A 24,834-nucleotide genomic window follows, 5' to 3' on the forward strand; every position below is an offset into this window, starting at 1 on the left:
CGCTTTACCGGAAGCGCCTTACTTAACGAATGAATGGCTCATGATATAAAATTCCTCCTGGCTTGGAAGGTGTTTTTTCTCCATCCTTTCCAGACCGTCGTCGTATAGACGCGCCTCTTCCTCAGAAATGGCCATAACAGGACTGTCGTGGTAAATCCATCTCCTGCCGTCCAGCGCACCGGGTACAAGCTCCCGGACCATCATCGCCGCCGGAAAGCTTCCGTCCTCCAGACAGATATTAAACTTTTTACAGCTTTTAAAGCCGCTGCTCACATAATTTGCCGGTCTTCCGAATATGACAATCACATCATATCCAAGGGACACCGCCCGCTCAAAAGAATGCTCCATCAGCATCTTTCCGCAGCCCCTTCTCTGGTATTCAGGCGCAACGGAAACAGGGCCGAATGTAAGAATCTCCTTTTCAGCCCCGGACTCATCAGCCAGCCTGGCCTTTGTATACATGATGTTTCCGATTACCCGGCCGTCCAGCTCAAGGACAAAATCCAGCTCCGGTATGAAATCCTCATGCCCGCGCATGATATGGACCAGGTAATGTTCACCGCATCCCGGCACATGAAGGTTATAAAACGCCTTCCTGGTAATATCCTCCACCACCTTATAATCTGATTCCTTTTCGTTTCGTATCTTAATCATTCTAACATGCTCCTTTCACCTTCCGGCCGGACCTGTCCTCTTTTCCTCCGGGCCCTGCCCCGCAATACCATAACCGTGACTCTCCAGAAGTGCCACTGCCCGCTCAAAATCAACTGCTTTTGTCAAAATATAATCCGTATTATACGTGGAAACCACGAAAATCCCAATCTTGTGTTCAGCTAATATGGCTGATATTCCGGCCAGTATGCCTATCAGCGAAAAATCCAGCTCTCCCTGAATCCGGAACGCCCTCCATCCGTCTTCCCTCGAAACCGTATCCTCGGGAACGCTCTCTGTCCTGCACACCAGGGATATCTCCTCATCGGTCCTGCCCAGAAAATACAGATCGTCCTCCATCCTGGCCTGTCCCAGGTCCTTAAGCCTGCATACTGAAAATGCTCCCTCTATTACCTTTATTTCCATGCTCCCGCGTCTCCTTTTCCTCTGAATGATATCCGCGGTATCCCGCTTTTGTATCCCGCCTGAATCTTATTCTCTATATTCTCTCAGCCAGCCGTTCCAGCGGCCTGACTGCCAGATGATCCACCAGCATGGAACATGCCAGGGATAAAAAGAAGGTGACGGCGGCAGACACCAGGGTGCCTAATATATAATGGCGGGTCAGCATATCCTTTAAAAGTACCGGATTCACATAATAGCTCAGGATAAGGAAATGAATCAGGTAAATGGAAAAGCTGTACCTGCTGATGAATATTCCCAGCCTTCCCGCCCACGCAGGCGCCTCCCCGCCATAATATTCAAACAGGAGAAATACTCCGGCGCAGATGAACACCATGGCAGGTGATTTATGGGGATTCTGGGGAACCCACCACGAAAGGCCGATGTCCGCAGCCACATCCATGGCCAGGCCAAGCACTGCCAGGACCGCGAATACAGGAAACTGTTCCTTCCTGCATAAACGCTTAAGGCCATATCCCAGGAGAAAATAGTAGACCCATCCTGTATACAGCACAAACTGGGCCCATGGCTTCACATCCAGACCAAGGATTTCTCCCGCCGCCTCCACCACATGGATTCCCAGCATCAGGAGCAGGAACACCTTCAGTTCCCGGTCCGTCATGTTCTTTACCATCCTGGACAGAAAGGGCGCGCAGATATAAAAAGACACAATGGCATACATGAACCACATGTGGCCCGCCCTGGGAATCCCGGCTGTCAGCACCTGCCCCAGGTAACGCCCGGCATGCTTCCAGAGAGGCAGAACCACTCCGTCCACATGGACATTATAACAATAGTAAATAAGACCGTAAACCAGGAACGGAATTCCCACCGTAATAAGACGCTTTCTGTAAAACTCCCCGATTCGCTCCGTTCCATGTTCCAGCAGAAAACAGCCGCTGAGCATGAAGTAGATTCCCACAAAGGAGAGCAGGAAGGGGGTCATGATGCTGTTAAACCACCATTGGCGGGGGCTCACTGTCTCCACCGGCATGGCATGCACCATGATGATTGCCATGACCGCGACTGCCCGCAGGCAGTCATATCTTGGATCCCTTACTTTTGAATTATGGTTCCCTGGTTTCTTCATGTCCTTTTTTGTCTGTATCATATGTAAAACCTTTCTCTGCTGCAAAATCTATGATTTAAAGCACGGTCTGTCCGTCCAGGCAAAGCTCCATTCCCACCCCTACTTCCTTCACAGGCAAAGCCTCCATCATTCCGGCTTTCGCCCGCAGGGATACACAGTGGCAGGGATAGAGCTGCTCCACCCCGCTGCATTTCAGATAGTCAATTGTCCGAGCCAGCCGTTCGTCCGCTTCAAAGAGATGAAATCCCCCTATGATGCCAAGAATCCGCTTCCGGCCGCATACTGCCTGCGCATATCGGACTATATTGCATATACCGCTGTGGGAACACCCTGTTATGATGAAAATGCCTTCCTCTCCCCTGTAGACCAGGGCGGAATCATCCCTCACATAGTCATCCTGCCACTTCCCCTTTATCCTTGTCCTGCCAATGGCATTTCTCTTCTCAAAGGCCGCCCTGTCCGGTATCTCCCCCAGGAATACCAGATGCTCTGAGATGTCCCACGGCCTGTCACACGGCCTGTATCTGCAAATGGCAGCCATGTCCGCAGCAGAATAGGGCGCGCCGATGGATTCCTCACCGAACACCTTTTCATCAAAGCAGGACGGGTGGGCTATAACCTCCATCCCCGACATATCCAGGCGCTCATTCATGAACTTGAGTCCCCTGGTGTGGTCATTATGGCCATGGGAGAACACCATGTGGGTGACCAGGCCAAGGTCGATTCCAAGAGCCTCCGCGTTTTTAAGGAACACATCCGAATACCCCGCATCAAACAAAAGCCGGATGCCGTCACATTCAATGTAGTAGCTGACCGCCGGTTCACCCAGATAGTATCTGTCTATGTAAGTGTTATTATCAACCAATACCCTTAATTTCATCCCAGCCGTACCTGCCTTCTTCAAATTTCCTTTTCATCCGCGTCCATACCAGTCATATACAGAGGAATCACATTGATGACCGGCTCCTCATAGGGATGGACTTTCTTTATGGCAGCCAGGGTTTCCTTTAACCGTTCAGTCCTGCAGGTTACCTCTGCCTTCAGTTCCGGCTCCGCACTGATGCTGCCGCATGTACCGATAAACGGGCTGCTGCCCTTCAGGGGCCTCCAGCAGCCTGTCACCGGACTGTATGACATGCAGCTGTCATAATTTCCTATATGCCCTGCGTCCACATCCTGCAATGCTTTCTGCAGCGCCTTTAAATGTGTTTCCGGTATAAATATCTCCAATTTACAACAGGTAAATGGCTCCATGACATCCCGCCTTTCTCTGCCCTGAATTCCATTTTCACTCGTTGGACCGCCATCTGGTGAGCTGCCTGGACTTCAGGTGTCTGAATGTTAGTATACAGGAAACGGACCAGGTTTACAAGGTTCTGGGGTTCCCGCCATTGGAATCCCTTTATCCTGTCATAGTTTTTCCAATAAAACCGCAATCGTATCCCCTGTCCCATCATAAACCCTTCCCGCCACATCCCCATATACACCGCTGACGCGAAATCCGCACTGAACCGCTTCCCTCTCCAACGTCTCCATCGTAAAATATTGATTCCACAGATAATAGACCGCCGTATCCCGTTCTGAAAGCACCGCAATCTGTTCTAATGTGACGTCCTCTGTGAATTTACTGTACCTGTTTAATACCACATATCCCTGTTCCCTCCAAAAACCTCCGCCCGGATTCAGCTCCCAGGTATTCCCTTCCCGGAATGCCTTATACTTCTCCATGGAAAAAACATCCAAAAGTACCCTTCCGCCCAGTTTCAGATGGTGAAACATTGTCTGCATGACAGTGCGGCGCTTTCTCTCCGACAGCGCTCCATAATCACAATAAATCATGGTAATAAAATCAAAACAGCGGTTCAGCTCCAAGTCCAGATAATCATGATATATATAACGGATATCCAGGCCGCTCCTCTTTGCTGAATCCCTGGCATAATCAATGGAACCTTCTGAAAAGTCTACGCCAGTCACCTGAAAGCCCGCCCTGGCAAACCGTTCCGCGTACAGGCCCGGACCGCATCCAAGGTCTAAAAGTGCAGCGTAGTCCGCAGGCGGTATGGTCTCTTTTATCCAGTTCACGGACGATTCTATGAACGGAAGCTTTCTGCTAGCCCCGTTGAAATCAGGGTCCAGATGAGCCTTGAGCATTTGCTTTGAAATGTATTTATCATTCCAAAAGGGAACCTTCGTCTCCTGGAAAAGCTGGGGACGCTCTAACATTTTACTGATACATTCAAACATTCTTATTTCCTCCTCTGCGTTTGAAAAAGGCAAAACAAAAGCCGCAGATTTTACTCCGCGGCTCAGCCCTGTCAGATGAATGGCCTTAAGAGTAAAAATAAAATCAAATATCAGGTACACAAACCAAGCTGACGCCTCAGCCGTTTGTCACTGATTCACTTGATTTCTGTCAACCTTAAACGTTTATAAAAAAGGCGGCTGCCCGGAAATAAATTCCGTCTCCTTCCCGCTATACGTAAGCGTAAGCCTGTGCATGGCCCGCGTACATGCGATGTATAACAGACCGCGGTCAAAATCAGAGGTATAGGTTCTGCAATCCGCCTGAGGAATCAGGACCTCGTCAAACTCCAGACCTTTCGACATGCGGACCGATGTAATGGAAATCCCGTTTTGGAAGCTGGTACTTTCCCGGGTGAGCAGGCTTATATCACACGCTTCCTCTCCATTTCCTTCCACTTGGTTTTCTTCCACCTGGTTTTCTTCCACCCCGTCATACCCTGCCAGCACCTCATACATATCCTTTGCCGCCGCGTCCGTCTTTAATATAATCCCCAGCGACACATTTTTCCCTGTCCTGAAGCAGCGGATCGCTTCCCTTATCTTCCTGATTTCATCTGCAGCGTCCAGGCACGGGATCAGCGCCGGAGGTTCCCCGTGGCGCTTCACCGGTTCCAGGGCGGATACATGATGGATTTTCTTTGCAAATCGCATGATTTCATAGGTAGAACGGTAACTCTTATTCAATTCCACAAACTGGGCCCTGTCATAGATTGTCCGCAAATCCTCCAGACCGTGTAGATGGTTAGGGTTAACAGATTGGCCGAAATCCCCCAAAATAGTTTTCCGGCATGGAAACATACGGTTTAAGGCAGCGTACTGGACAGGCGTGTAATCCTGCATCTCATCAATCACAAGGTGCCTGGTGATATGGCTTTCCTTTAATCCCTGGAAGGCTGAATGAAGATATAAAAACGGGTACACATCCGCCCACTCCAATGTCTTCCTGGCGGCCATGACAAAATATTCCGGAATTCCCATCCGTTTATAGAAATCCTTATAGACAGCCAGCGTGTCCTTCATGGTAAGCATGGAATTAAGCTGTTTCAGTATTGTCCGGGGCCGGGGCACCTCCTGTTCCATGATATTATCTGTCTCAAAGCGGTCATGAATATCGTCCGCAACCATTGCCAGCCGCTTCTTTACCGGACAGGTTCCATAGGCCAGGAACCGGTCCCGGATCCATTCCCCCTTAGCCGAAAAGCTGCCATACACATAATCCGTAGGAATAAAAATAAACTCCGGCAGCTGCTCTATGTACTGATCCATCAGGGAAACAAAGTCCAGGGTTGACTTAAACCGCACCCTCTCACTCCATGTCTCATCCTGCGTCTCAAAGGGATCCCTGTCCGGTTCAAAGCCAATGACTCCCTCCAACTGGATTTCAGCCAGTTCCCCAAAGCTCATCTCATAGATAGGTTCTTCACCAAGCTCAGGAATCACGCCTGAGATATAGTCCCCGAACACCTTGTTGGGCGAGAGGATCGTAACATTCCTGGCGGTCAGCCTGTCTTTCAAACGGTACAGCAAAAATGCAATACGATGGAGGGCAATGGAGGTTTTACCGGAACCGGCCACTCCCTGGATAATCATTGTCCCCTCCTTCTCATTTCTGATAATCTGGTTCTGCTCTCTCTGAATGGTGGAAATGATGGATTTCATCTTCTCATCAGAGGTATGGCTCAGCTCCCTCTGCAAAACATCATCCTGCACATTGGCAGAGCTTTCAAGGGCATATTCCATGACTCCGTTCCTGATTTTAAACTGCCGTTTTCTGGTAAGCTCTCCGGCTGTCCACCCGGCCGGCGCCATAAATCCGGCCGCTCCAACCTCGCAGTCATAAAACATGCCGGATATGGGCGCGCGCCAGTCAAACACCAACGGTTCATTTTCATACTGAAAGGCAAATCGTCCGATATAGTACGGCTGCCCTTCCTCCTCCTGCTCCTCCCTGAAATCAATTCTGGCAAAATACGGGGAATCCTTTAATTTCGCAATCCGATCCCGCATCTCCACAGCAAAGGCGCCTGTCCTGTCTGTCTGTTTTAACAGCAGTTCATTCTGGAACATCTCATGGGGATCGATTTCTCCCCTGTGGTCCGCCATGTATTTTTTTGTATCCGCATATTCCCTGTCCGCCCTCCTGACAGATGCCTCCGCCTGCTGCAGGGCGTCTGACAGCCTGGCGCTCACCTGTTCCAGGTGTACTAACTCATCGGGAAATGGAATGGCCGGATAATCACTCATGGTCCCGTTCCTCCTGCTGTAAAATAAAACGCTGGGTGGGGTAGCCGTATTCCACCAACAGCTCCGCCTCCGCAAAGCCCATCCCCATTATTTCCTTCCGGTATCCGGTATCTGCCTTATCGCCTTCCCGGTAGGTTGTAATGCTGATTTCCTTCCCCTTAAGCAGTTCCCTCATGACCTTGTCCAGCATGGCCTTTGGAACACCTCTTTTCCTGTAAAGCGGATGGCTTCCCATGAAATCAATACTGCCGTTTTCATAGGAAAACAGCATGATGCCGATGGCGGTTCCTCCGTCCTTCAGGATAAGCGCCTGCCTGGTACTGATTTTCTGTCTTAAGACCCGGATATATTCCTCCTCATTCAGATGGGGAAAACCGTCAATCACAAGTCCCACCAGTTCCATCCAGTCCGGAATATCCTCATCCGACGCAAACGAGATTTCCCATGATGCCTTTTCTTTTCTGTCAAGCATTTCATAACTCCCTTCAAAATTGAATTTGAGCTGCAAGGGATAAAACCGTTCATTTTCCCTGTACATGTTGGGAGGCATCTTATACATGGCTGTAAAAGCATTGGTAAATGCCTGCTGGCTCTGATAACCGGATAAAAATGCAATCTGTACAATCGGTTTGCAGGAAAATACAAGCAGCTTGGCCGACTCTGTCAGCTGCCTGCGCTGAATGTAATCGTGAATGGTAAGACCCACTGTATCGGAAAACACACGGTGAAGATGATATTTGGAATAATGGACCGCGCCGGAAATCATGTCCAAATCCATTTTTTTCGTCAGATTGGCTTCAATAAAATTAATTGCCAGGATTACCTCATCCATACTGCTCATCACAAAACTGCCTCCTTGCCGCCGGCACGTCGGGACCGTGTTCCGGTTCACCGGGTGCCGTGTATTCTACCATAGTATAATCAAAACCAATCCGTATGTCTTAAGAAATCTTGCGCAATTTACATGAAATTATACCGGACCCTGTCCGCCGGCTCTTAACCGTCATACCACAAAGGTGGAACACCCGGACGGGTGCTCCACCGCTCATCATTCGCTGTGATCCCTGAATTATCCTTCTCCAATCCAGGTGTTTTCTCACTTCTCTATCTTCTGATTGACTGCATACAGTACAATCTTCATGGTCACACTCTTTTCCTCATCGATAATCAGCGTAAGGTATTCCCCTTCCTTTTTAGCTACCTTACCTACTACCCCTCCGATGGTGACGACCATATCCCCGGCCTTGACGGAATCATGCAGCTCCTGCATTTTCTTATGCTTCTTTTTATTGGGGATGTACACAAAACCGTACATTGCCGCTACAACAATGACTCCATATGCGAGAAACAATAAACCTGGTGACATATCTTAGAAGTCCTTTCTGAGTCTTAATCATTAAATCTGGAAGAACCGTTCAACAATCCGCACAAATACCGCAGAACCAATCCAGAATACATCCTCATCCACATTAAAGCGCGGATTATGATGTGGTACATCCGTATGCTTCTGCGGATTGGATGAGCTTAAGAACATAAATGCTCCCGGCGCCTTCTCAAGATAATAAGCGAAATCCTCACCTCCCATGTTCGGGGCATCCAGATGGCCGATAACCATATCGTCCCCTACCACATCCCGTGCACAGTCAGCTGCCAGCTCCGCCATACCGGCATCATTGGTAACAGGTGGAGCTCCCCAGATCATCTCGTACTCTGTTTCACCCCGGAAGGCTTCAGCCGTTGCCTTGGCAATCTCGCCTATTCTCTTTGCCAATTCCTGACGCACATCCTCCTCCAAAGCCCGGATGGTGCCTTCAATCAGAACCTCTGATGGAATAACATTATAAGCAAATCCCGCCTCCACATGGCCGATGGTCAGTACCGACGGCTTCACTGCCGGAATCTCGCGTGCAATGATTTCCTGGAGATTGATGATGATATGGGCCGCAATATTGACCGGGTCCACACCTTTTTCCGGGGTGGAACCGTGACAGCCGATTCCTTTTACCTTAATTACGAATTTGTCAAAGGACGCCATGCAGCAGCCCGGCACACAGATCACGGTTCCAGCCTTGATATCCTTGGAGACAATGGTTCCGATATGGGTTCCGAACACTGCGTCAACGCCGTCCATGGCTCCCTCCGCGCAAATCCTCTGAGCCCCCTTGGAGCCTTCCTCATCCGTCTGGAAGAACAGCCTTACCGTTCCCGGAATCTGGTCCTTGTATTCATTTAGTATCTTTGCCGCTCCCAGCAGCATGGTCATATGTGTATCATGTCCGCAGGCATGCATACACCCTTCATGTCTGGATATGTAATCGACCTCATTGGCCTCCTTAATCGGAAGGGCGTCCATATCCGCACGGAGCGCGATTGTCTTTCCCTCTTTTCCTCCCCTGATGGTTGCAATGAGGCCGCTGTCAGTCTCATTTTCCACAAAAGGAATCCCCATCTCATTTAATTTTGCCTCTACATATGCTCTGGTCTCCGGTAAATTTCCGCCCAGCTCCGGAATCTGATGCAGTTCCCTGCGCATCTTAACCAGTTCTTCCTGTAATTCTTTACATTTCTCCCACATGATACTATACTGCTCCTTTCCTCAAAATGAATTATCCCCATCCACGGTTATTTGACAAGTCCCTTTTTATAGAACACCCTTGCAATAAACAATGTGCCGAATACAGTACATACGATAACCGCTGCCGCCGGAAGTCCCGTGGTCATCTTCAGGATAACCGGGATTGCCAATGCAAACACCGCGACCTTTGGATATTTAACTGCAAAATTTCCGAAGGTGGCTCCAAAAATAGCGGAACTGGCATACTTCGTAAGGCCAACCACGATAAACTCCGGAAGCACGGACAGAACCGCGCCGCCCACGATAACAGCGGAAGTGGTGCCTATCAGGTTGGTGATGATGGATCCGCAGATAGCCATGGTGGAAACCACCTCTGCCTGAACGGTTCCCGGTGTGGAATGTGTCACGTCAAGGGCCAACGCCGCGCAGGGAACCCGCATGTTGCCGATATTTCCCGACAAAAAGCTGAGGTAGGTTCCTGTCATGCCGAGAGCGGCATAGTAGGAAACCGGCTCTACAAAATAAAATGCTCCAAAGGAAGCTGCAACCATGCCCCAGGCGGTGAGAACCGTGCTGATGGGCGGCCAGCAGTTATAGGTAATACAGAGCCATATAACCGGTATAAATGAGGTCAGGGCGGCCAGGATATTTGTAGGTGACCCAATTACAATGCTGCTTTTCTTCCAATCTTTCATGATTTCATTATCAGTCATTTATCATCCCTCCTGGTCTATTTGAATAACTGATCATATCCCAATGCGAATATCATGCCTATAATCATGGCGATACCCAGGGAATATTCCATCAGTTTCGGGTATTTCCTGCACACGGTTTTAACGAGGAGCACCATTGAAACCGCGCCTGCCAGAACCGCCAGTGTATTGCCCATACCCTTTAAGATTTCACCTGCGTTCAAATAACCGAAAATGCCAAGGGAACACGAGCCGCTTAAGACAACCAGCCATTTCATATCTCCCCCAGACACTTTATTGCGAAGTGTCTCTAAAGATGGGGTTGCAATACCGGTAAAGATAAGCCAGCCTGCGCCGTTTAAAGCCATGGTAAACCATGAGACCGCAAGACATATCAAGGTATACTGCTCTGTCCCGAGCGTCACCCCACATGCTTCCGCTCCAATGTTTGCCGCCGAAAGCTCTGTGGCCGCGGCGCCGATAATGGAAAGACGAAGCCATGCCATGGGGCCTCCGATGGAAGCCATAAGTCCAACCATTACGATAAACACACCCAATGCAGGGCCTATGGCGGATATCAGTCCCACCCTGAAAGCCTCTTTGGGAATCTTGGGATCCAGCCCTGCCACTCTGGTGGTCTTGCTGCACTGCCTCATGTACAGCACGGTCTGTATCGCAGATATGATGACTGTGATACCACATAGCAGCCACAAGATAGGTGAATTTGAAACATGTTGGACTTGCTCAATATTGCTCATTCTGCAACCTCCTAACGTAATACTGGTGTAGCCGGTGCGGCTACCTGGTTGATAAGTTACTTTATTTGACTATATTTCTTTTGAATTAGACAGGGTCAGGAGCGTATCTGTCAGGACCTCCGTTCCCAGCACAATGTCATCCATGTCTGTATACTCAGCCGGATCATGGCTGATACCCTTGCGGCTTGGCACGAAAATCATCCCCATAGGCGCAAACTCAGCGATAAATAAAGAGTCATGATATGCGCCGCTAACCATTTTATTTGAGAATATCCCCTCCCTCGTACAGCTTTCTTCTATTACCGCCACTATCTTTTTGTCAGAAGAATGAGGTAAATCATCAGCTGTCACACAATGTGAGGCCCGCAAACCGCGGAGCATTGCAATCGTATCAATGTATGAGCAGATTTTTTGAGTCATGTCTGTTTTTCTATCTTCACTGATATCTCTTATGTCGATTGAAAATTCAACTCTCCCCGCAATGACATTGGACGAATTAGGAAACGGAAGCATCCTCCCAACTGTAGCTACCGTATAATTGTTTCCATAGCTTTGAGCCAGGCTTTCTATTTTCAGCACAATCTCACAGGCAGCCGTCATCGCATCATGCCTGGCATTCATCGGCGTGGAGCCCGCATGTTCCTGCTGTCCTTCCAACACCACATTTATATATGTAGGCGCACAAATAGCTTCCACGATTCCAATGGGACAATTGAGCTGTTCAAGAACAGGCGCCTGTTCAATGTGCAGTTCGACGCTCGCAAAAACATCCCCCTTTCTCCTCATAACTTTACTGTAATCCATTTCCGTATATCCAAGCCGGTTCAACTCATCATATAGTGATATTCCGTTCTCATCAACAAGGCCCTTTGTCTCCTCCAGAGAAAGATGGCCGGCCAATGCCCTGCTTCCGATACACCCGAATTTATAACGGGTGGGCTCTTCGGATGTAAATACCAGCGCGGTTATGCTCCGCTGGTGGCTGATATTATTTTCCTTTATAATCCTGCACGCTTCAATTGCGCCAATCACCCCCACCATTCCATCATACATCCCGCCATTACGGACCGTGTCAATGTGTGAACCACTCCATACAGGCGCCAAGTCAGGGCAGCCGCCAACCAGGGTTCCGAAGATATTGCCTATTGCATCCTCGGTGACAAGCAGGCCCGCCTGCGTCATCAGTTCCTTCACATAACTGCGTGCCCCGATCTCTGCCTCTGAAAACAGGGCACGCGTTATTCCCTCCTGCTCCGGACAGCTGTTAAAAGTGCTTAATGTGTTCAGATTATCATATATCCGATCCTTATTTGCCTTTAATAACATTACTGTTTTTCCTTTCTGGACTTTTTAAAATTTATAAAATTCGCTCCGCTTTTTCCAGCTTGTCAGCAGCACTTTTACCAGTATATTCCATTTGTTTTCTGCAAATTCAAATATTTATTTATATATTATCATTTATCACTCCATGTTTCCTTGTCAATGTGCACAGTTTTTTCAAGAAAAATCAAAAAAGTGCATATTGTTTAATTATACAGTAGCTGATATAATGATGTGGTAACTGATATAATGATGTGGTAACTGATATGGTTACATAAAAATCGTCAGAAGGAGTTGAGACAAAATGGTTACAGTTGCAAATTTCACATCAGACCTTGAGCAAATCCGATGTGTTGCCGGCTTCCGTGGGACAAACAGGAAGATTACTTCTTTCAGCATAATCGATACACCTGAAATCCTGGACTGGCTTCATGGAGGGGAATTTGTCGTTGACTCCGGGTATATTACGTTTCATAATCCGTCCATATTGAAAGGTTTTGTTGCGTCGCTGAAAGAAAAGGGCTGCGCCGCTCTTGGCGTGAAGCTGCACCGTTACCACAACGAAATTCCCAACATTATACTCGAGGACGGAAACAAGCTTGATTTTCCTATATATGAACTGCCTTATAATCTCTATTTTTGTGACTTTGCCTATACGATTCATAAGCGTATGTTTGAAGAACAGTTAGATGAGATGTACCATGTCTCAATCGCATACAAAGATATTGTTGATTCACTCAGCAAGTACAAGGTGCCTGAGAGAATGTTGTCCGAATTAAGCCTGGTGCTTAAAAATCCTGTTTTTCTTACAAATTCCCGGTTTGAGCTAATAGATTACTCATATGGTCCAAATGACAATTTTTCTTCGCATACCCCCCCCCCCCCACCCAATCCCAATCCCCAACCCAAAAAAATCCCCGCCACCCAAATCCAATCCCCAGGAGAGCTGGACAGGTCTTGATGAGAATATGCGCCAAAAGCTCCTAAAAAAATACCAGCAGCAGCCTTACCAGTTCCACCACTTTTCCATTGACGGGTCAAATGGAGAAACAAACTGTACCATGCTGTATTCCGGAAACATTGACGGAGATGCTGCTTTTTTGGTCATTCCGGAAATAAACAAACTGGAAGACTGGCATTACAAAGTCATAAAAGATATCTCCGCATTATTCCAATTAACGGCCTGCAATAAAATAAACACCCAGGACTTTGCGGCATCGGTAATTATGGCACAATCCAATTCAACCGATACGATTCTGCGCTATTGTAAGATGTATAATTTTGATTATGCCAAACAACGTATCTGCTTAGCTGTTGAATTAAATAATTCGATGTCCATCTCATCGACCCGCAGATATATAATCCGGGATATCTTCGCTTCCATCACGTCGTGGATCACGAACACCTATGGATGTAAGGTTTTCTTTCTGAAAACCCATACCCATTATGTTCTGTATCTGCTCTTTTCCAATGATGTGTCCCAGGAAACAGCGGAATATCAGGCCGCAGAGTCGGCTAAAAAAATCCATCAATTTTTCGGCCGGGACAACATTTCCACACTGATCGGCATTAGCTTGTATGCTTCTGACCCACAGCAGATTTCAAAGGCATTCTTTCAGGCGATTGACGCGATCAATCTGGGACAGAAGCTCTATCCGGCAGAATATGTGTTTTTGTTTCGCACCATTCAGGTCTATCAATGGCTCTCCACGATGCCCCAGGAAAACCTGATGGAAATGTACATGGAAACAGTGGAGCCTTTATGCAGAGCCAGCAATGCCGACGTTAACTACGTGCAGGTATTGAGGACCTACATAGAAAATCATTATAACATCAGTAAGACTGCCTCTGATTTGCATATACACCGCAATACCATGATGAATTATATGGCCCGGATTCAGGAATTACTCCCTTACAATATCGGGCAGCCGGAAAACAGACTGAAGCTGCAAATAGGCATACACGCAATGTATTTGTTGGATAAACAGAATGAATCATAGATTTACAGAAGCTTTATACGTACGAAAAGGTTCCTCTGGAAATATCGCCCGGGGAACCTTTTGTCTCACGCCTCTTTTTACGGCTCTCATACCCAGCCCTGGTGTTTCCTCCAGCTGCAGGAATTCAAGGACGCTGATTCTGACATCACTGTTTACAGCCGCAGAGATTACCGCATCTCCCCCGAAACCGTCCTTTGATATTCTTAAATTTATTCTCTCCCGGTGGTAACTAATCAAATTAGTTTTGTCAAGCCGTTCCACTATAGTTTCCTCTCCAGATAAACAAATTTCCACCATCTCCTTTTCCTGCCAGCCTATTGAAAAATAGCATCATTTGATAAACGCTTGACAGAGCGCCCATGAGTGTCTATAATGACTTATAATACGAAAAGGAAAGGGTGAGTGCAATGTTATTCGGTAAGTTCTGCATTGATTACAGCTCCGGACAATTTGATACTTCAAAACATTGTACGGAGCCTGAAAATACGAAGACAATCGTCAGCAGATATTTTATTCCAAATCATTAGTTTGGGGTTTTGTTTTCGTGTTTTCCAATAAACAGCGGTTTGTTTTTGGCGGCGGCGGACAGTGTTTTGTCTGCCGCCTTTTTGTCAAATGATGGCGATGATTCTGCATAAAACGCGGGCTAATCGTCAGAATACGGTGGTCTGTGCGCACGGCGTTCAGAATACCCTTATTGACAAATATATATATCTTTAAGAGCAGAGGGCGTGCAGGTTTTTGTACCGTACCTCTGTTTTTTGTATGCTGAAAGGAAACACAAAAATGAATGACAATCAAAATCTAACAACAGGAAACGTTCCCATAAAATTAATCGTCTTTGCGCTCCCGCTGCTGGCTGCAAATCTCCTCCAGTCCTTTTACAGCCTAGTGGATATGGTGGTCGTGGGCAGAATCGTGGGAGAAAATGGGCTTGCCGCAATCAGCAGCGCCTCCATGATCAGTTTTATCATCAGCTCTGTCTGTATCGGCATTACGATGGGAGGCACGGTTTTGACCGCCCAGTATAAAGGGGCAAAGGATGAATGTGGACAAATTGAAACCATCGGGACTTTATTCACCATTTCCCTTATCGCGGCAGTCCTTGTTACCGCAGCGGGCCTGTCAGCCTATGGACCGCTTTTTCAGATATTAAATGTACCTGCGGCAGCCATGGAGGACGCCTGCGGATACATGAAAATCATCTGCTTCGGAACCGTATTTGTTTTTGGCTATAACGCGGTCTGTTCCATCCTCAAAGGTTTGGGAGATGCCAAAAGCCCGCTCTATTTTGTTGCGGTCGCCACGGCCGTCAATATCGTATTGGACCTCCTTCTGGTAGGCCCCTTTGGCATGGGTACCAAAGGCGCCGCCTGCGCAACCATTTTTTCACAGGGCATTTCTTTCGTAATTGCTGTGATACATTTAAAAAGGAAGAACTTTGTTTTCGACTTTCAGTTACCGCATTTTTCCATAAAAACCCATAAACTGGCTGCCATTTTGAAGGTCGGGCTGCCTACTGCGGTGCAAATGGTTGTCGTCAACCTCTCCTATCTCCTGATCACGGGAATGCTGAATCAATTTGGCGTATCCGTGGCCGCAGCCTCCGGCGTGGGACTTAAGATCAATACATTTGCCGGTATGCCCTGCTGGGCAATTGGCCAGGCTGTAACAGCCATGGCTGGCCAGAATATTGGAGCAGGCGATACAAAACAGGTCAGGAAAACAACAAAAACAGGACTTTGTCTCAATCTGCTCATTACGCTTACCATGGTTTTGCTGGTACAGGTTTTCGGGGAGCAGCTGATTCTCCTGTTTACTCCGGCAAGCCCGGAAATGACTACGGGGGGAATCCTGTATTTGAGGATATGCTGCAGCGTAAACAGCCTGGTATATGCAGCCATGTATACCTTCGATTCCTTTGCCATCGGCATCGGCTCTGCAAATATCGCCATGATCAACGCGCTTTTAGACGCGGTGATTGTCAGGCTGCCGGTAAGCTGGCTTCTGGCATTTCCCTGCGGCCTTGGATTTCCGGGCGTGTATATTGGGCAGGCTCTTTCCCCACTGCTGCCTGCTGTTGTGGGACTGCTCTATTTTAAAAGTAAGGGCTGGGAAAACAAACGGATTCTCCGACAACACAGCCGGACCTATCATACAAAAATTTAAGGAGGCTGATACAGCTATGAAAGGAACAAAGATAAATCTCGCCTTCGGCACAGAAGTCATCTACGAGGATGCCGATTTTTATATAGACACTCACGACAAAGTTGGCATTGTGGGTGTAAACGGCGCCGGAAAAACTACCCTGTTCCACGTGCTGCTGCATGAACAGGAATTAGACAGCGGCACCATATCCACCGGCAATTCGCGGATTGGTTATCTTCCGCAGGAAATCACCATTGAGGACGAATCCCGCACCGTGCTTGAATACCTGAAAAGGGGGCGGCCAATAAACAAACTGGAGGCAGAGCTGAACGTGATTTATAAAAAGCTGGAAAGCGCCGGCACAGCGGAACATGCCATGCTGTTTAAGCAAATGGAAAAGCTCCAGTCCCATTTAGAATCCTACGATTATTACGAGGCAGACAGCATTCTGCTCCATATCATTGACCGTATGGGGATTTCAAGCGGCCTGCTGGACATGCCCCTTAACAGGCTGTCCGGCGGGCAGAAATCGCAAATAGCCTTTGGCCGTGTCCTGTATTCAAAATCTGACATTCTGCTTTTGGATGAACCGACCAACCACTTAGACGCGGCAGCCAGAGAATTTGTCATTGAATTTCTGAAAGGCTATCAAGGTATGGTGCTGATTATCAGCCACGATGTCAGCTTTCTGAACCAGATTGTCAACAAAATCCTGTTCATTCATAAAGCCACACACAAAATATCCGTCTATGAAGGCAACTATGATACTTACAAAAAGAAGTATGCCCTGGAACAGCGCCTGCGGGAACAGGCCATTGCGCAGGAAGAAAAAGAAATCCGGGAGCTGGAGGAATTTGTCCGGAGGGCAAACCAGGCAAGCCGGACCAACCACGCGCTCAAGCGTATGGGGCAGGAACGCGCTCTCCGGCTGGAAAAAAAGCGAAGCATGAAACAGACCCGCGACCGGATCTATAAGCGTGTAAAAATGGACCTCCGCCCCATGCGTGAGGGCGGCGGGATTCCCCTGGAAGTGGAGCATCTGTCCTTTCATTACCCGAACCAGTCCCTTCTCTACCGTGACTTATCATTTCAGATACATGAAAAAGAACGTTTCCTGATTGTTGGAGAAAATGGGGCCGGTAAGTCAACACTGCTCAAACTGATTATGGGGATACATTCTCCGGATACGGGAAGCATCCATGTTCATCCAAAAACCGATGTGGCCTATTACGCCCAGGAGCTGGAACAGATTGACCTGCAGAAAACGATACTGGAAAACGCCTGGACGGACGGATATACGGAAAAGCAGCTTCGCTCTGTTTTAAGCAACTTTCTTTTTTATGCGGACGATATCCATAAAAAGGCAGAAATCTTATCTCCCGGTGAAAAGGCCCGCATTGCACTGTGCAAAGTTTTACTGCAAAGGGCGAACCTTCTCATTCTCGACGAGCCCACAAACCACCTGGACCCCGAGACGCAGAGCATCATTGGAGGAAACTTTCATCTTTTTGAAGGCACCATTATGGTTGTCAGCCATAATCCCTGGTTTGTGGAGCAGATTGGCGTCAACCGGGTACTGATCCTGCCTTCCGGCAGAATCGTTGATTATTCCCGGGAATTGTTAGAATACTATTACGGACTAAATTCAGAGGAGGAATTATAAAATGACCGATACAAAAAAATTATATCCCAGGACCGGAGATAAACAAACAATTTATTTAAAAAACGCCATTACAGACCCATCCATCATGGTTGGAGATTATACGATGTACAATGATTTTGTCAATGACCCGGTTGGGTTTGAGAAAAACAATGTTTTGTACCATTACCCCATAAACCATGATCATCTTATTATAGGAAAATTCTGTTCCATTGCCTGCGGCGCAAAGTTTCTCTTTAACAGTGCAAATCATACCCTTTCCTCTCTCTCCACCTACCCGTTTCCCCTTTTCTTTGAGGAATGGGGGCTGGAAAAGGGGAATGTGGGCGCTTCCTGGGACAATAAAGGGGATATCGTCATCGGAAACGATGTATGGATTGGATATGAGGCCGTCGTTATGGCAGGGGTTACGATTGGTGACGGAGCCATAATCGGAAGCCGGGCCGTCGTGACAAAGGACGTTCCTCCGTACACAATTGCCGGCGGCGTTCCTGCAAAACCGATCAGGAAACGGTATTCCGGGGAAACGGCTGCCACCCTGCTAGAGCTTAAATGGTGGGACTGGCCCGAGGAACGGATAACAAAAAACATCCATGCAATACAGACAGGACAATTAAATGAACTAATATAAAGAAATACCTCTTGTGTGTTCAGATTATTTCCGCTCCGCTGTTTCGCATAGAAAAGGCTCCGCAAGATTGTGAAAGATCCTGTGGAGCCTTTTCTGTCTGATAATATATTCTCTTATCCAAAGCTATTTGCCCTCCAGATCCTTCATGCCGGCAATCAGCAGCTTTAAGGAGAACTCGAAGCTGTCCCCCACAGGCAGCGAATGGCCAAAGGCATTGTTGTTGACGAGCAGGGAAAGTCCCCCCTAAAAACGCCCGGAAGGCGCGGATCAGATGATTGCAGTTTTCTTCTGAAATTCCCACCGAGGCCGTCGCCTCAGAACAAATGGAGAAAATCTGTCCCGTAACCATCATTGTCTCATGGTCCTGGTACTTGCTATACCAGAGCATAGCGCTGAACACGCCGGGGGGAGGGCGGTTGCATAGGCATAAAACCCTCCGCGGAGCGCCTCCCATGCTGCATATCCGCTGGTGCCGGCCGCGGCCTCCACCATCCATTCTTCCATGTTTTTCCGGCCATAGAGCATTAATTCATGGTGCAAATCATTGAGCCCGCTGATATGGTTGTAAAGCGACGGCGGCTGAATGTTCAGACTTTCGGCCAGCATTTTTAACTGAATATGTTCCAGTCTAAATTCGTGGCTCATACCCCCACATGAACCCTACTCAGCAAAGACAGTGAAGGATATGAATAGGGCGGCCCGTTGTTACATTTTATGTAATCCATTGTATTAAATCGCCAGAGCACGGCTGCCGGCATTCCATCTTATCTATCCATACAACATGTTTGATTGTTCCCAATTCCACATCCCGCAACTGTGAAATAACCTTGTGAAGAGATGACAAACGATTGGGAGCCGCGTCAACAATGTGTAACATCCAAGCAAAGATACATGAAGGGATTCATCCGGATAAATACTTATTATTGTCAGTATACTTTAACTCATAGACCTTAAATCGGATAGGGGAATTATAAGTCCCCCTTCCACACCACCTGGCATACCGTTCGGTACCAAGGCGGTTCAATAGTTTACACGTACTTTCAGATAGTGGGCTGTCATATCAGGATAATCGATATTGTTCAGCCCTTCATCCGGTATTTGCAACTACCGGCTTTATGGCCTCGGCTGACTTCTAACGGCAAGCTTTACTCCGTGACAGCAAATGTTGTATTGCTCCTGCCACGTCCGTGAGACCTCCCCGGGTACTCACACGTTCTTTCCCTCCATGTCCTCACCATCTTTACCTAGCTGGGTTCCGTGCAGTTATTGGACTTCGACCTGTCTAGCGGCCTTATCCCCCATGCTCGGCCTGAAATGGTTTCTGTGCGTTGGGGCAGAGGTTTGCTTACACCTTCCTTCAGACCCAGCCTCACGGCAACGCCCTTGGTGTTCGGCTGTATCCTTCCCACTGCCGGGTGGATTCGGGACTTGCACCCGTTAGAACGTGTGCCCGCCGGTCGCACTAGAAAATCGGAGTATCATCTTTTTTTAGATGATACTCCGGTATTAAACATCTCATATTATTCATTTTATGGGAGTGTACCCAATACTAGCTGGTTAATTCTTACATGTATGTATCCATCACTTACCAGCATACGTTTTCTTAAGTTTATTAGGTATATTTCAGTACTTATATCAAGCAGACTCATTCTTTTACTTAGCAGCTCTTTTATATCTTTATCATAATAAGCTTCAGAAGTAATTATTCTTCCATTCTCATATACTCTAAGTTTGCTATTCTCTTGTGCCAATTGCTCCCAAGTTTCTTTGTATTCCTTAAGCTCTTTTTGGTTTAAAACTTTATGGTGCTGTGAACACGTGGCTAACTCATAGTCTTCAAGAAGAGATACCGCTATGCAATCTTTGACATAATCGGAGCAATTTGTTAAATATACTTTTTTCGTGTAATCGATGATAGAACAGAGATATAACATGCCAAAATATTCTGAAGAAGAATTTGAATACCAAATGCGTATTACATCATTCCGGCCAATCTCTTCGACAAGAGTTTGGTAATTTTGTAGAAATAAATTCCTCTCCTTTTGCTTATCTTGACACCTATAGCCATACATACTAAAAAATTCATCAAAACGACTTTCATAGTTTTGATTTTTAATATGTCCGACCGACAAATCATCAAGTAAAAACAATATATCCTGGTCTGACTCCATTTTAATCATCTTAATCATCACATAAGCCGATGACGAAAAGCATATATTTAGCATCGAATACTCCTAACCAAAAGTAGATTATATTATCTAAGGAATTGTAACATAACGTTCATTATCAATCCAAAGATCTGTACCGTTTAAAATCTCTACCGTCAGTTCATATCTTACATAAACACCTGTACCTGTAAAGAATTTCTTCCCGGTTTCAGTAGAACCGCTTATCAAGGTGCTATAGTTGGGCTTTTGACCCCAACATCTTATTATACCGGAATAATCTTTTTATGAAATTTCCCTTACAGCTTACAGCAATATTACGAAAATAAGCCCATAAATATGCGGCGCAGCCACATACTCACGGACTTATTCAGATATCCTTGTTTCCCCAGGTATCCCTACTCCTCCACCTCTAACAGGTAAGGCGTCACCTGATACACATAATAATTCAGCCAGTTGGTATAAAGCGTATTGGAAGTATTCCGCCATGTCAGCGGTGGCGCTGAAAACGGGTCGTTGTCCTCATAATAATTATAAGGAACCTCCGGATCCAACCCCTTATTTAAGTCCCTGTGGTACTCATTATTCAACGTCATCCTGTCATATTCAGGATGGCCCTGGACAAATACCTGCCGTCCGTCCCGGCTCATAACCAGGAACACGCCGGCTTCATCGGATTCAGCCAGGATAGCCAGCTCCGGATGCTTTAAGATATCGGCTTTCCTCACCTCCGTATATCTGGAGTGGGGAGCCAGGAAAAAATCATTAAGGCTTCTCACCAGCGGAACCTTCCGGTCCAGGACTCTGTGATTATAAATGCCCGACAGTTTCTTCTTCATAGGGTATTTGGGAATACCGTAGTGATAATAAAGCCCTGCCTGGGCCCCCCAGCATATATGTATGGTGGAGGTCACATGGGTCTTGCTCCACTCCATCATCATGGACAGCTCCGGCCAGTAGTTCACTTCCTCGTACTCCAGATTCTCCACCGGAGCCCCGGTTATAATCATTCCGTCATACTTTTTCTTCTTTATCTCATCAAATGTGACATAAAATTTGTTGAGATGGCTGGCTGACGTGTTTTTCGACACATGGGTGGACAGCATCAGGAAGGTACAGTCCACCTGGAGGGGTGTATTGGACAATGCCCGCATAAGCTGGGTCTCTGTTTCTTCCTTGAGAGGCATCAGATTCAGAATCAGGATTTCCAACGGACGGATATCCTGGCTCATGGCCCTGTCCTCATCCATAATGAATATATTCTCTTCCTCCAGAATCGCTTTTGCTGGCAAATCTCTCTGTACTTTTATAGGCATGTTCGCTCTCTCCTTTCAAATGTTGGCTGAATTTCACACGGAAACCGCACAGCGTCTGCCAAAACCGGCAGATACTGTGCTACAACATTCGCAGGAACTCCTCCTCTGAGATGATGGGAACTCCCAGTTCCTTTGCCTTTTTATTCTTGGACGAATTGGAGGCTGCATTGTTATTTATCAGATACGCTGTCTTTGCCGTGACGGAACCAGTGATCTTGCCGCCCTTGCTTTCAATCAGCTCCTGGAGCTCCTTCCGGTTTGCAAAATGCTCCACGGACCCGGTCACCACAAAGTTCATCCCCTCAAAGACCGCCTCGCCCTCTGCCTCCGGCTGTTCCTTTTCAATGTTCAGCTCCGCCAGCAGATGGTCTACCATCTGGTTGTTTCTCTCGGAAGCAAAGTAATCCATCCAGGCCTGGGCCAGAACACCGCCGATACCGTCCACTGCCACCAGTTCTTCCTCCCCGGCATGACGCATTTTATCAAAATCATACTTGAACTCACGGCACAGCATCTTTGCGTTGGCCAGTCCGATTCCCGCGATTCCCAGGCCGTACACCATCCTGGGAAGGGTGGTACTGGACGCTGTCTTTATGGATGCAATCAGGTTATCATAAGACTTCTGTCCCAGACCCTCCATTTCCACGATTGCATCCCTGTGTTCTTCCAGATGGAATATATCCGCAAATTCGTGAATAAAACCTGCCTGGATAAACTTCTCCAGGGTAGCCTCGGACAAGCCGTCAATGTTAAGGGCATCGCGGCTGACAAACAGGGTAAAGCTCTTTATCTTCTTGGCCTGGCAGTCAGGGTTGGTGCAGTACAGGCTCTTTACATCATTTACCTTGCGGATTTCCGTCCTGCCTCCGCATACGGGACATTCCTCCGGTATGTCCTTTACGCCGCTCCGGGTCAGGTTTTCCTCTATCTGAGGGATAATCATGTTGGCCTTATACACGGTTATGGTATCTCCCACGCCCAGCTCCAGCCCCTCCATGATGCTCAGATTGTGGACACTGGCCCTGCTGACCGTGGTTCCCTCTAACTCCACCGGTTCAAACACAGCCACCGGATTGATTAAACCTGTCCTGGAAGCGCTCCACTCAATATAGGAAAGAGTCGTCTCCCTGATTTCATCCTTCCACTTAAAAGCAATGGAATTGCGCGGGAACTTAGCTGTACGTCCAAGGGATTCGCCGTAAGCAATATCATCATAGGTCAGCACCAGACCGTCAGAGGGAATATCGTTTCCTTCCACTGCCTTCGCAAACCTCTCCACTGCCTCAGGCAGGTTTCCCGCATCCACTTCTTCATAGTGGACCACCTCAAATCCCTGTCCTTTCAGCCACTCAAACTGGGATTTCCTGGAATTGCAAAAGTCCACTCCTTCCGCCTTCACCAGGGCAAATGCCTCAAAATGCACATTCCGTTCCGCCGTGATCTGGCTGTTAAGCTGGCGGACAGAACCGCTGCACAGGTTTCTGGGGTTTTTATATTTGGCATCCACATCCTCGATTCCGCTGTTAATACGCTCAAATTCCGAATAGGTGATGACAGCCTCTCCCCGGAGAATCAACTGTCCCCTGTATGAAATGTTCAGGGGGATATTGACAAACACCCTGGCGTTGGGCGTAATGACCTCGCCAATCTCTCCGTTTCCCCTGGTAACCGCCTTTGCCAGGGTTCCCTCCTCATAGGTAAGCACAATGGTAAGGCCGTCCATCTTCCAGGACAGCAGCCCCTTCTGGTCTCCCAGCCATTCCTGTAAATCCTCCACACTCTTCGTCTTGTCCAAAGAAAGCATGGGAGAACCGTGGGTCTCCTTAGGCAGCTCGCTTAATATCTCATATCCCACCTGCTGCGACGGGCTTCCTGACAAGGTGACCCCGGTTTCCTTTTCCAGGGATACCAGTTCGTCATACAGCTTGTCATATTCAAAATTGCTCATGATTTCCCGGCTTTCCTGATAATAAGCCTTTCCTGCTTCCCGCAGGACGGAAACCAGTTCCTTCATTCTCTGAATCCTGTCTTCCATTCCGCTCTCCTGATTATCGATTCTTTCTCTCCTTAATGGACAGACTGGAGGAGTCCTTAAGAAGCCCTGTAAGCTCCTCATACTCCTCCTTCGTTATCTGACGGTAAGCTCCAGTCCTCAAATTGCCCAGGCGTATGTTCATGATACGCACCCGCACCAGCCGCCTTACCTGACAGCCGCAGACTTCACACATTCGCCGTATCTGCCGGTTCAGGCCCTGGGTGAGAATGATGGAAAATGTATTCCGCTCCACCTTTTTCACCTTGCAGGGCCTGGTCACCTGGTCCAGTTCAGGAAGCCGGATCCCTCCTGCCATCTGTTCCAGAAAATGTTCCGTCACCGGCTTATCTATGGTGACAATATACTCTTTCTCATGAGCATTTCCGCTTCTCATGATTTTATTCACCAGATCCCCCTGGTTTGTCATGAGAAGCAGTCCCTCTGAATCCTTATCCAGCCTTCCCACGGGGTAAATCCGCTCAGGATACCCCAAAAAGTCCACGATGTTCTCAGCTCTGTCCTTGTCGGTGGTGGTACATACAATGCCCCTTGGCTTATTCACTGCCAAAAGCACCGGTCTGGGCTTGTGGCTTTTGTCTACCCGGACCATCTTTCCATTGCAGACCACCTTCTGTCCGGGTGTTACTTTCTGCCCCATGGAGGCAGGACGGTTGTCCACCAGCACCTTGCCGGCCTCAATCAGACGGTCCGCCTCGCGTCTGGAGCAGACTCCCATCCGGCTCAGCCATTTATTTAAACGTTCTTCCATTTTCTCCCGCTTTC

At 47.8% G+C, this 24,834-nt stretch carries 22 protein-coding genes and 1 pseudogene; 4 read left to right on the forward strand and 19 right to left on the reverse strand.

Annotated features, from left to right (window positions below; all coding sequences use genetic code 11):
• Positions 1-18: 18 nt before the first annotated feature.
• The 13 genes from LA360_RS07935 to LA360_RS07995 form a co-directional block, all read right to left on the reverse strand.
• Positions 19-654: a GNAT family N-acetyltransferase gene (locus LA360_RS07935; RefSeq protein ID WP_089776608.1), complete on the reverse strand. Its 636-nt coding sequence runs from the start codon at positions 652-654 to the stop codon at positions 19-21.
• A gap of 15 nt (positions 655-669) precedes the next feature.
• Positions 670-1,077: an ACT domain-containing protein gene (locus LA360_RS07940; protein WP_002583952.1), complete on the reverse strand. Its 408-nt coding sequence runs from the start codon at positions 1,075-1,077 to the stop codon at positions 670-672.
• Positions 1,078-1,150: 73 nt separating this feature from the next.
• Positions 1,151-2,224, reverse strand: coding sequence for an acyltransferase (locus LA360_RS07945; protein WP_112481686.1), 1,074 nt, complete (start codon positions 2,222-2,224; stop codon positions 1,151-1,153).
• Between the two features lie 34 nt (positions 2,225-2,258).
• Entirely contained in the window at positions 2,259-3,083 is an 825-nt protein-coding gene (locus LA360_RS07950; protein ID WP_002583954.1) for an MBL fold metallo-hydrolase, read from the reverse strand.
• Positions 3,084-3,103: 20 nt separating this feature from the next.
• Positions 3,104-3,457 (reverse strand): YqfO family protein, encoded by a 354-nt coding sequence (locus LA360_RS07955; protein ID WP_002583955.1) that lies wholly within the window; start codon positions 3,455-3,457, stop codon positions 3,104-3,106.
• Positions 3,458-3,613: 156 nt separating this feature from the next.
• A complete protein-coding gene (locus LA360_RS07960; RefSeq protein WP_112481733.1) occupies positions 3,614-4,447 on the reverse strand; it encodes a class I SAM-dependent methyltransferase in 834 nt (277 codons plus the stop codon).
• 183 nt (positions 4,448-4,630) lie between these two features.
• The gene (locus LA360_RS07965) at positions 4,631-6,751 is read right to left on the reverse strand and encodes a HelD family protein (RefSeq protein WP_002583957.1); all 2,121 of its coding nucleotides are present in this window, start codon (positions 6,749-6,751) and stop codon (positions 4,631-4,633) included.
• Positions 6,744-7,592, reverse strand: coding sequence for a helix-turn-helix domain-containing protein (locus LA360_RS07970; RefSeq protein WP_002583958.1), 849 nt, complete (start codon positions 7,590-7,592; stop codon positions 6,744-6,746). The genes LA360_RS07965 and LA360_RS07970 overlap by 8 nt, the downstream gene beginning before the upstream one ends.
• A gap of 255 nt (positions 7,593-7,847) precedes the next feature.
• Positions 7,848-8,117 carry a preprotein translocase subunit YajC gene (yajC, locus tag LA360_RS07975; protein WP_002583959.1) on the reverse strand — a complete coding sequence of 90 codons (270 nt, stop codon included), beginning with the start codon at positions 8,115-8,117 and terminating at the stop codon, positions 7,848-7,850.
• 30 nt (positions 8,118-8,147) lie between these two features.
• Positions 8,148-9,326 (reverse strand): M20 metallopeptidase family protein, encoded by a 1,179-nt coding sequence (locus LA360_RS07980; protein ID WP_022202035.1) that lies wholly within the window; start codon positions 9,324-9,326, stop codon positions 8,148-8,150.
• A 47-nt stretch (positions 9,327-9,373) separates the two neighbouring features.
• Complete coding sequence (locus tag LA360_RS07985; protein ID WP_022202036.1) at positions 9,374-10,039, reverse strand: hypothetical protein; 666 nt, start codon at positions 10,037-10,039, stop codon at positions 9,374-9,376.
• A gap of 17 nt (positions 10,040-10,056) precedes the next feature.
• On the reverse strand, positions 10,057-10,776 hold the full coding sequence (locus LA360_RS07990) for a DUF5058 family protein (RefSeq protein ID WP_002583962.1): 720 nt from the start codon (positions 10,774-10,776) through the stop codon (positions 10,057-10,059).
• Positions 10,777-10,845: 69 nt separating this feature from the next.
• A complete protein-coding gene (locus LA360_RS07995; RefSeq protein WP_002583963.1) occupies positions 10,846-12,102 on the reverse strand; it encodes a M20 family metallo-hydrolase in 1,257 nt (418 codons plus the stop codon).
• 298 nt (positions 12,103-12,400) lie between these two features.
• On the opposite strand from LA360_RS07995, the pseudogene LA360_RS31825 reads away from it, so the two are divergent.
• A pseudogene (locus tag LA360_RS31825) lies at positions 12,401-14,096 on the forward strand (PucR family transcriptional regulator).
• On the opposite strand, the gene LA360_RS08010 reads toward LA360_RS31825, so the two are convergent.
• Positions 14,091-14,393 carry an FMN-binding protein gene (locus tag LA360_RS08010; protein WP_065551312.1) on the reverse strand — a complete coding sequence of 101 codons (303 nt, stop codon included), beginning with the start codon at positions 14,391-14,393 and terminating at the stop codon, positions 14,091-14,093. The pseudogene LA360_RS31825 and the gene LA360_RS08010 sit on opposite strands and share 6 nt — an antisense overlap.
• Before the next feature lie 489 nt (positions 14,394-14,882).
• Here LA360_RS08010 and LA360_RS08015 point away from each other — a divergent pair, with 489 nt between their 5' ends.
• The 3 genes from LA360_RS08015 to LA360_RS08025 are packed head-to-tail and all read left to right on the forward strand — an operon-like array spanning position 14,883 to position 18,535.
• Entirely contained in the window at positions 14,883-16,265 is a 1,383-nt protein-coding gene (locus LA360_RS08015; protein WP_089776239.1) for an MATE family efflux transporter, read from the forward strand.
• Between the two features lie 16 nt (positions 16,266-16,281).
• The gene (gene abc-f, locus LA360_RS08020) at positions 16,282-17,907 is read left to right on the forward strand and encodes a ribosomal protection-like ABC-F family protein (protein ID WP_089776240.1); all 1,626 of its coding nucleotides are present in this window, start codon (positions 16,282-16,284) and stop codon (positions 17,905-17,907) included.
• A 1-nt stretch (position 17,908) separates the two neighbouring features.
• Complete coding sequence (locus LA360_RS08025; RefSeq protein WP_002583967.1) at positions 17,909-18,535, forward strand: CatB-related O-acetyltransferase; 627 nt, start codon at positions 17,909-17,911, stop codon at positions 18,533-18,535.
• A 348-nt stretch (positions 18,536-18,883) separates the two neighbouring features.
• On the opposite strand, the gene LA360_RS08030 is transcribed toward LA360_RS08025, so the two are convergent.
• From LA360_RS08030 to LA360_RS08050, 5 genes are all read right to left on the reverse strand, one after another.
• Positions 18,884-19,141 carry a hypothetical protein gene (locus LA360_RS08030; protein ID WP_225537438.1) on the reverse strand — a complete coding sequence of 86 codons (258 nt, stop codon included), beginning with the start codon at positions 19,139-19,141 and terminating at the stop codon, positions 18,884-18,886.
• 923 nt (positions 19,142-20,064) lie between these two features.
• Positions 20,065-20,760 (reverse strand): DUF1835 domain-containing protein, encoded by a 696-nt coding sequence (locus tag LA360_RS08035; RefSeq protein ID WP_057572879.1) that lies wholly within the window; start codon positions 20,758-20,760, stop codon positions 20,065-20,067.
• 338 nt (positions 20,761-21,098) lie between these two features.
• Positions 21,099-22,016 (reverse strand): homoserine O-acetyltransferase MetA, encoded by a 918-nt coding sequence (metA, locus tag LA360_RS08040; protein ID WP_022201170.1) that lies wholly within the window; start codon positions 22,014-22,016, stop codon positions 21,099-21,101.
• A gap of 79 nt (positions 22,017-22,095) precedes the next feature.
• A complete protein-coding gene (gene ligA / locus LA360_RS08045) occupies positions 22,096-24,051 on the reverse strand; it encodes an NAD-dependent DNA ligase LigA (protein WP_022201171.1) in 1,956 nt (651 codons plus the stop codon).
• 13 nt (positions 24,052-24,064) lie between these two features.
• Positions 24,065-24,820 carry a pseudouridine synthase gene (locus LA360_RS08050; RefSeq protein ID WP_022201172.1) on the reverse strand — a complete coding sequence of 252 codons (756 nt, stop codon included), beginning with the start codon at positions 24,818-24,820 and terminating at the stop codon, positions 24,065-24,067.
• Positions 24,821-24,834 lie beyond the last annotated feature (14 nt).

This window comes from Enterocloster clostridioformis, from assembly GCF_020297485.1.
Taxonomy (GTDB): Bacteria; Bacillota; Clostridia; order Lachnospirales; family Lachnospiraceae; genus Enterocloster; species Enterocloster clostridioformis.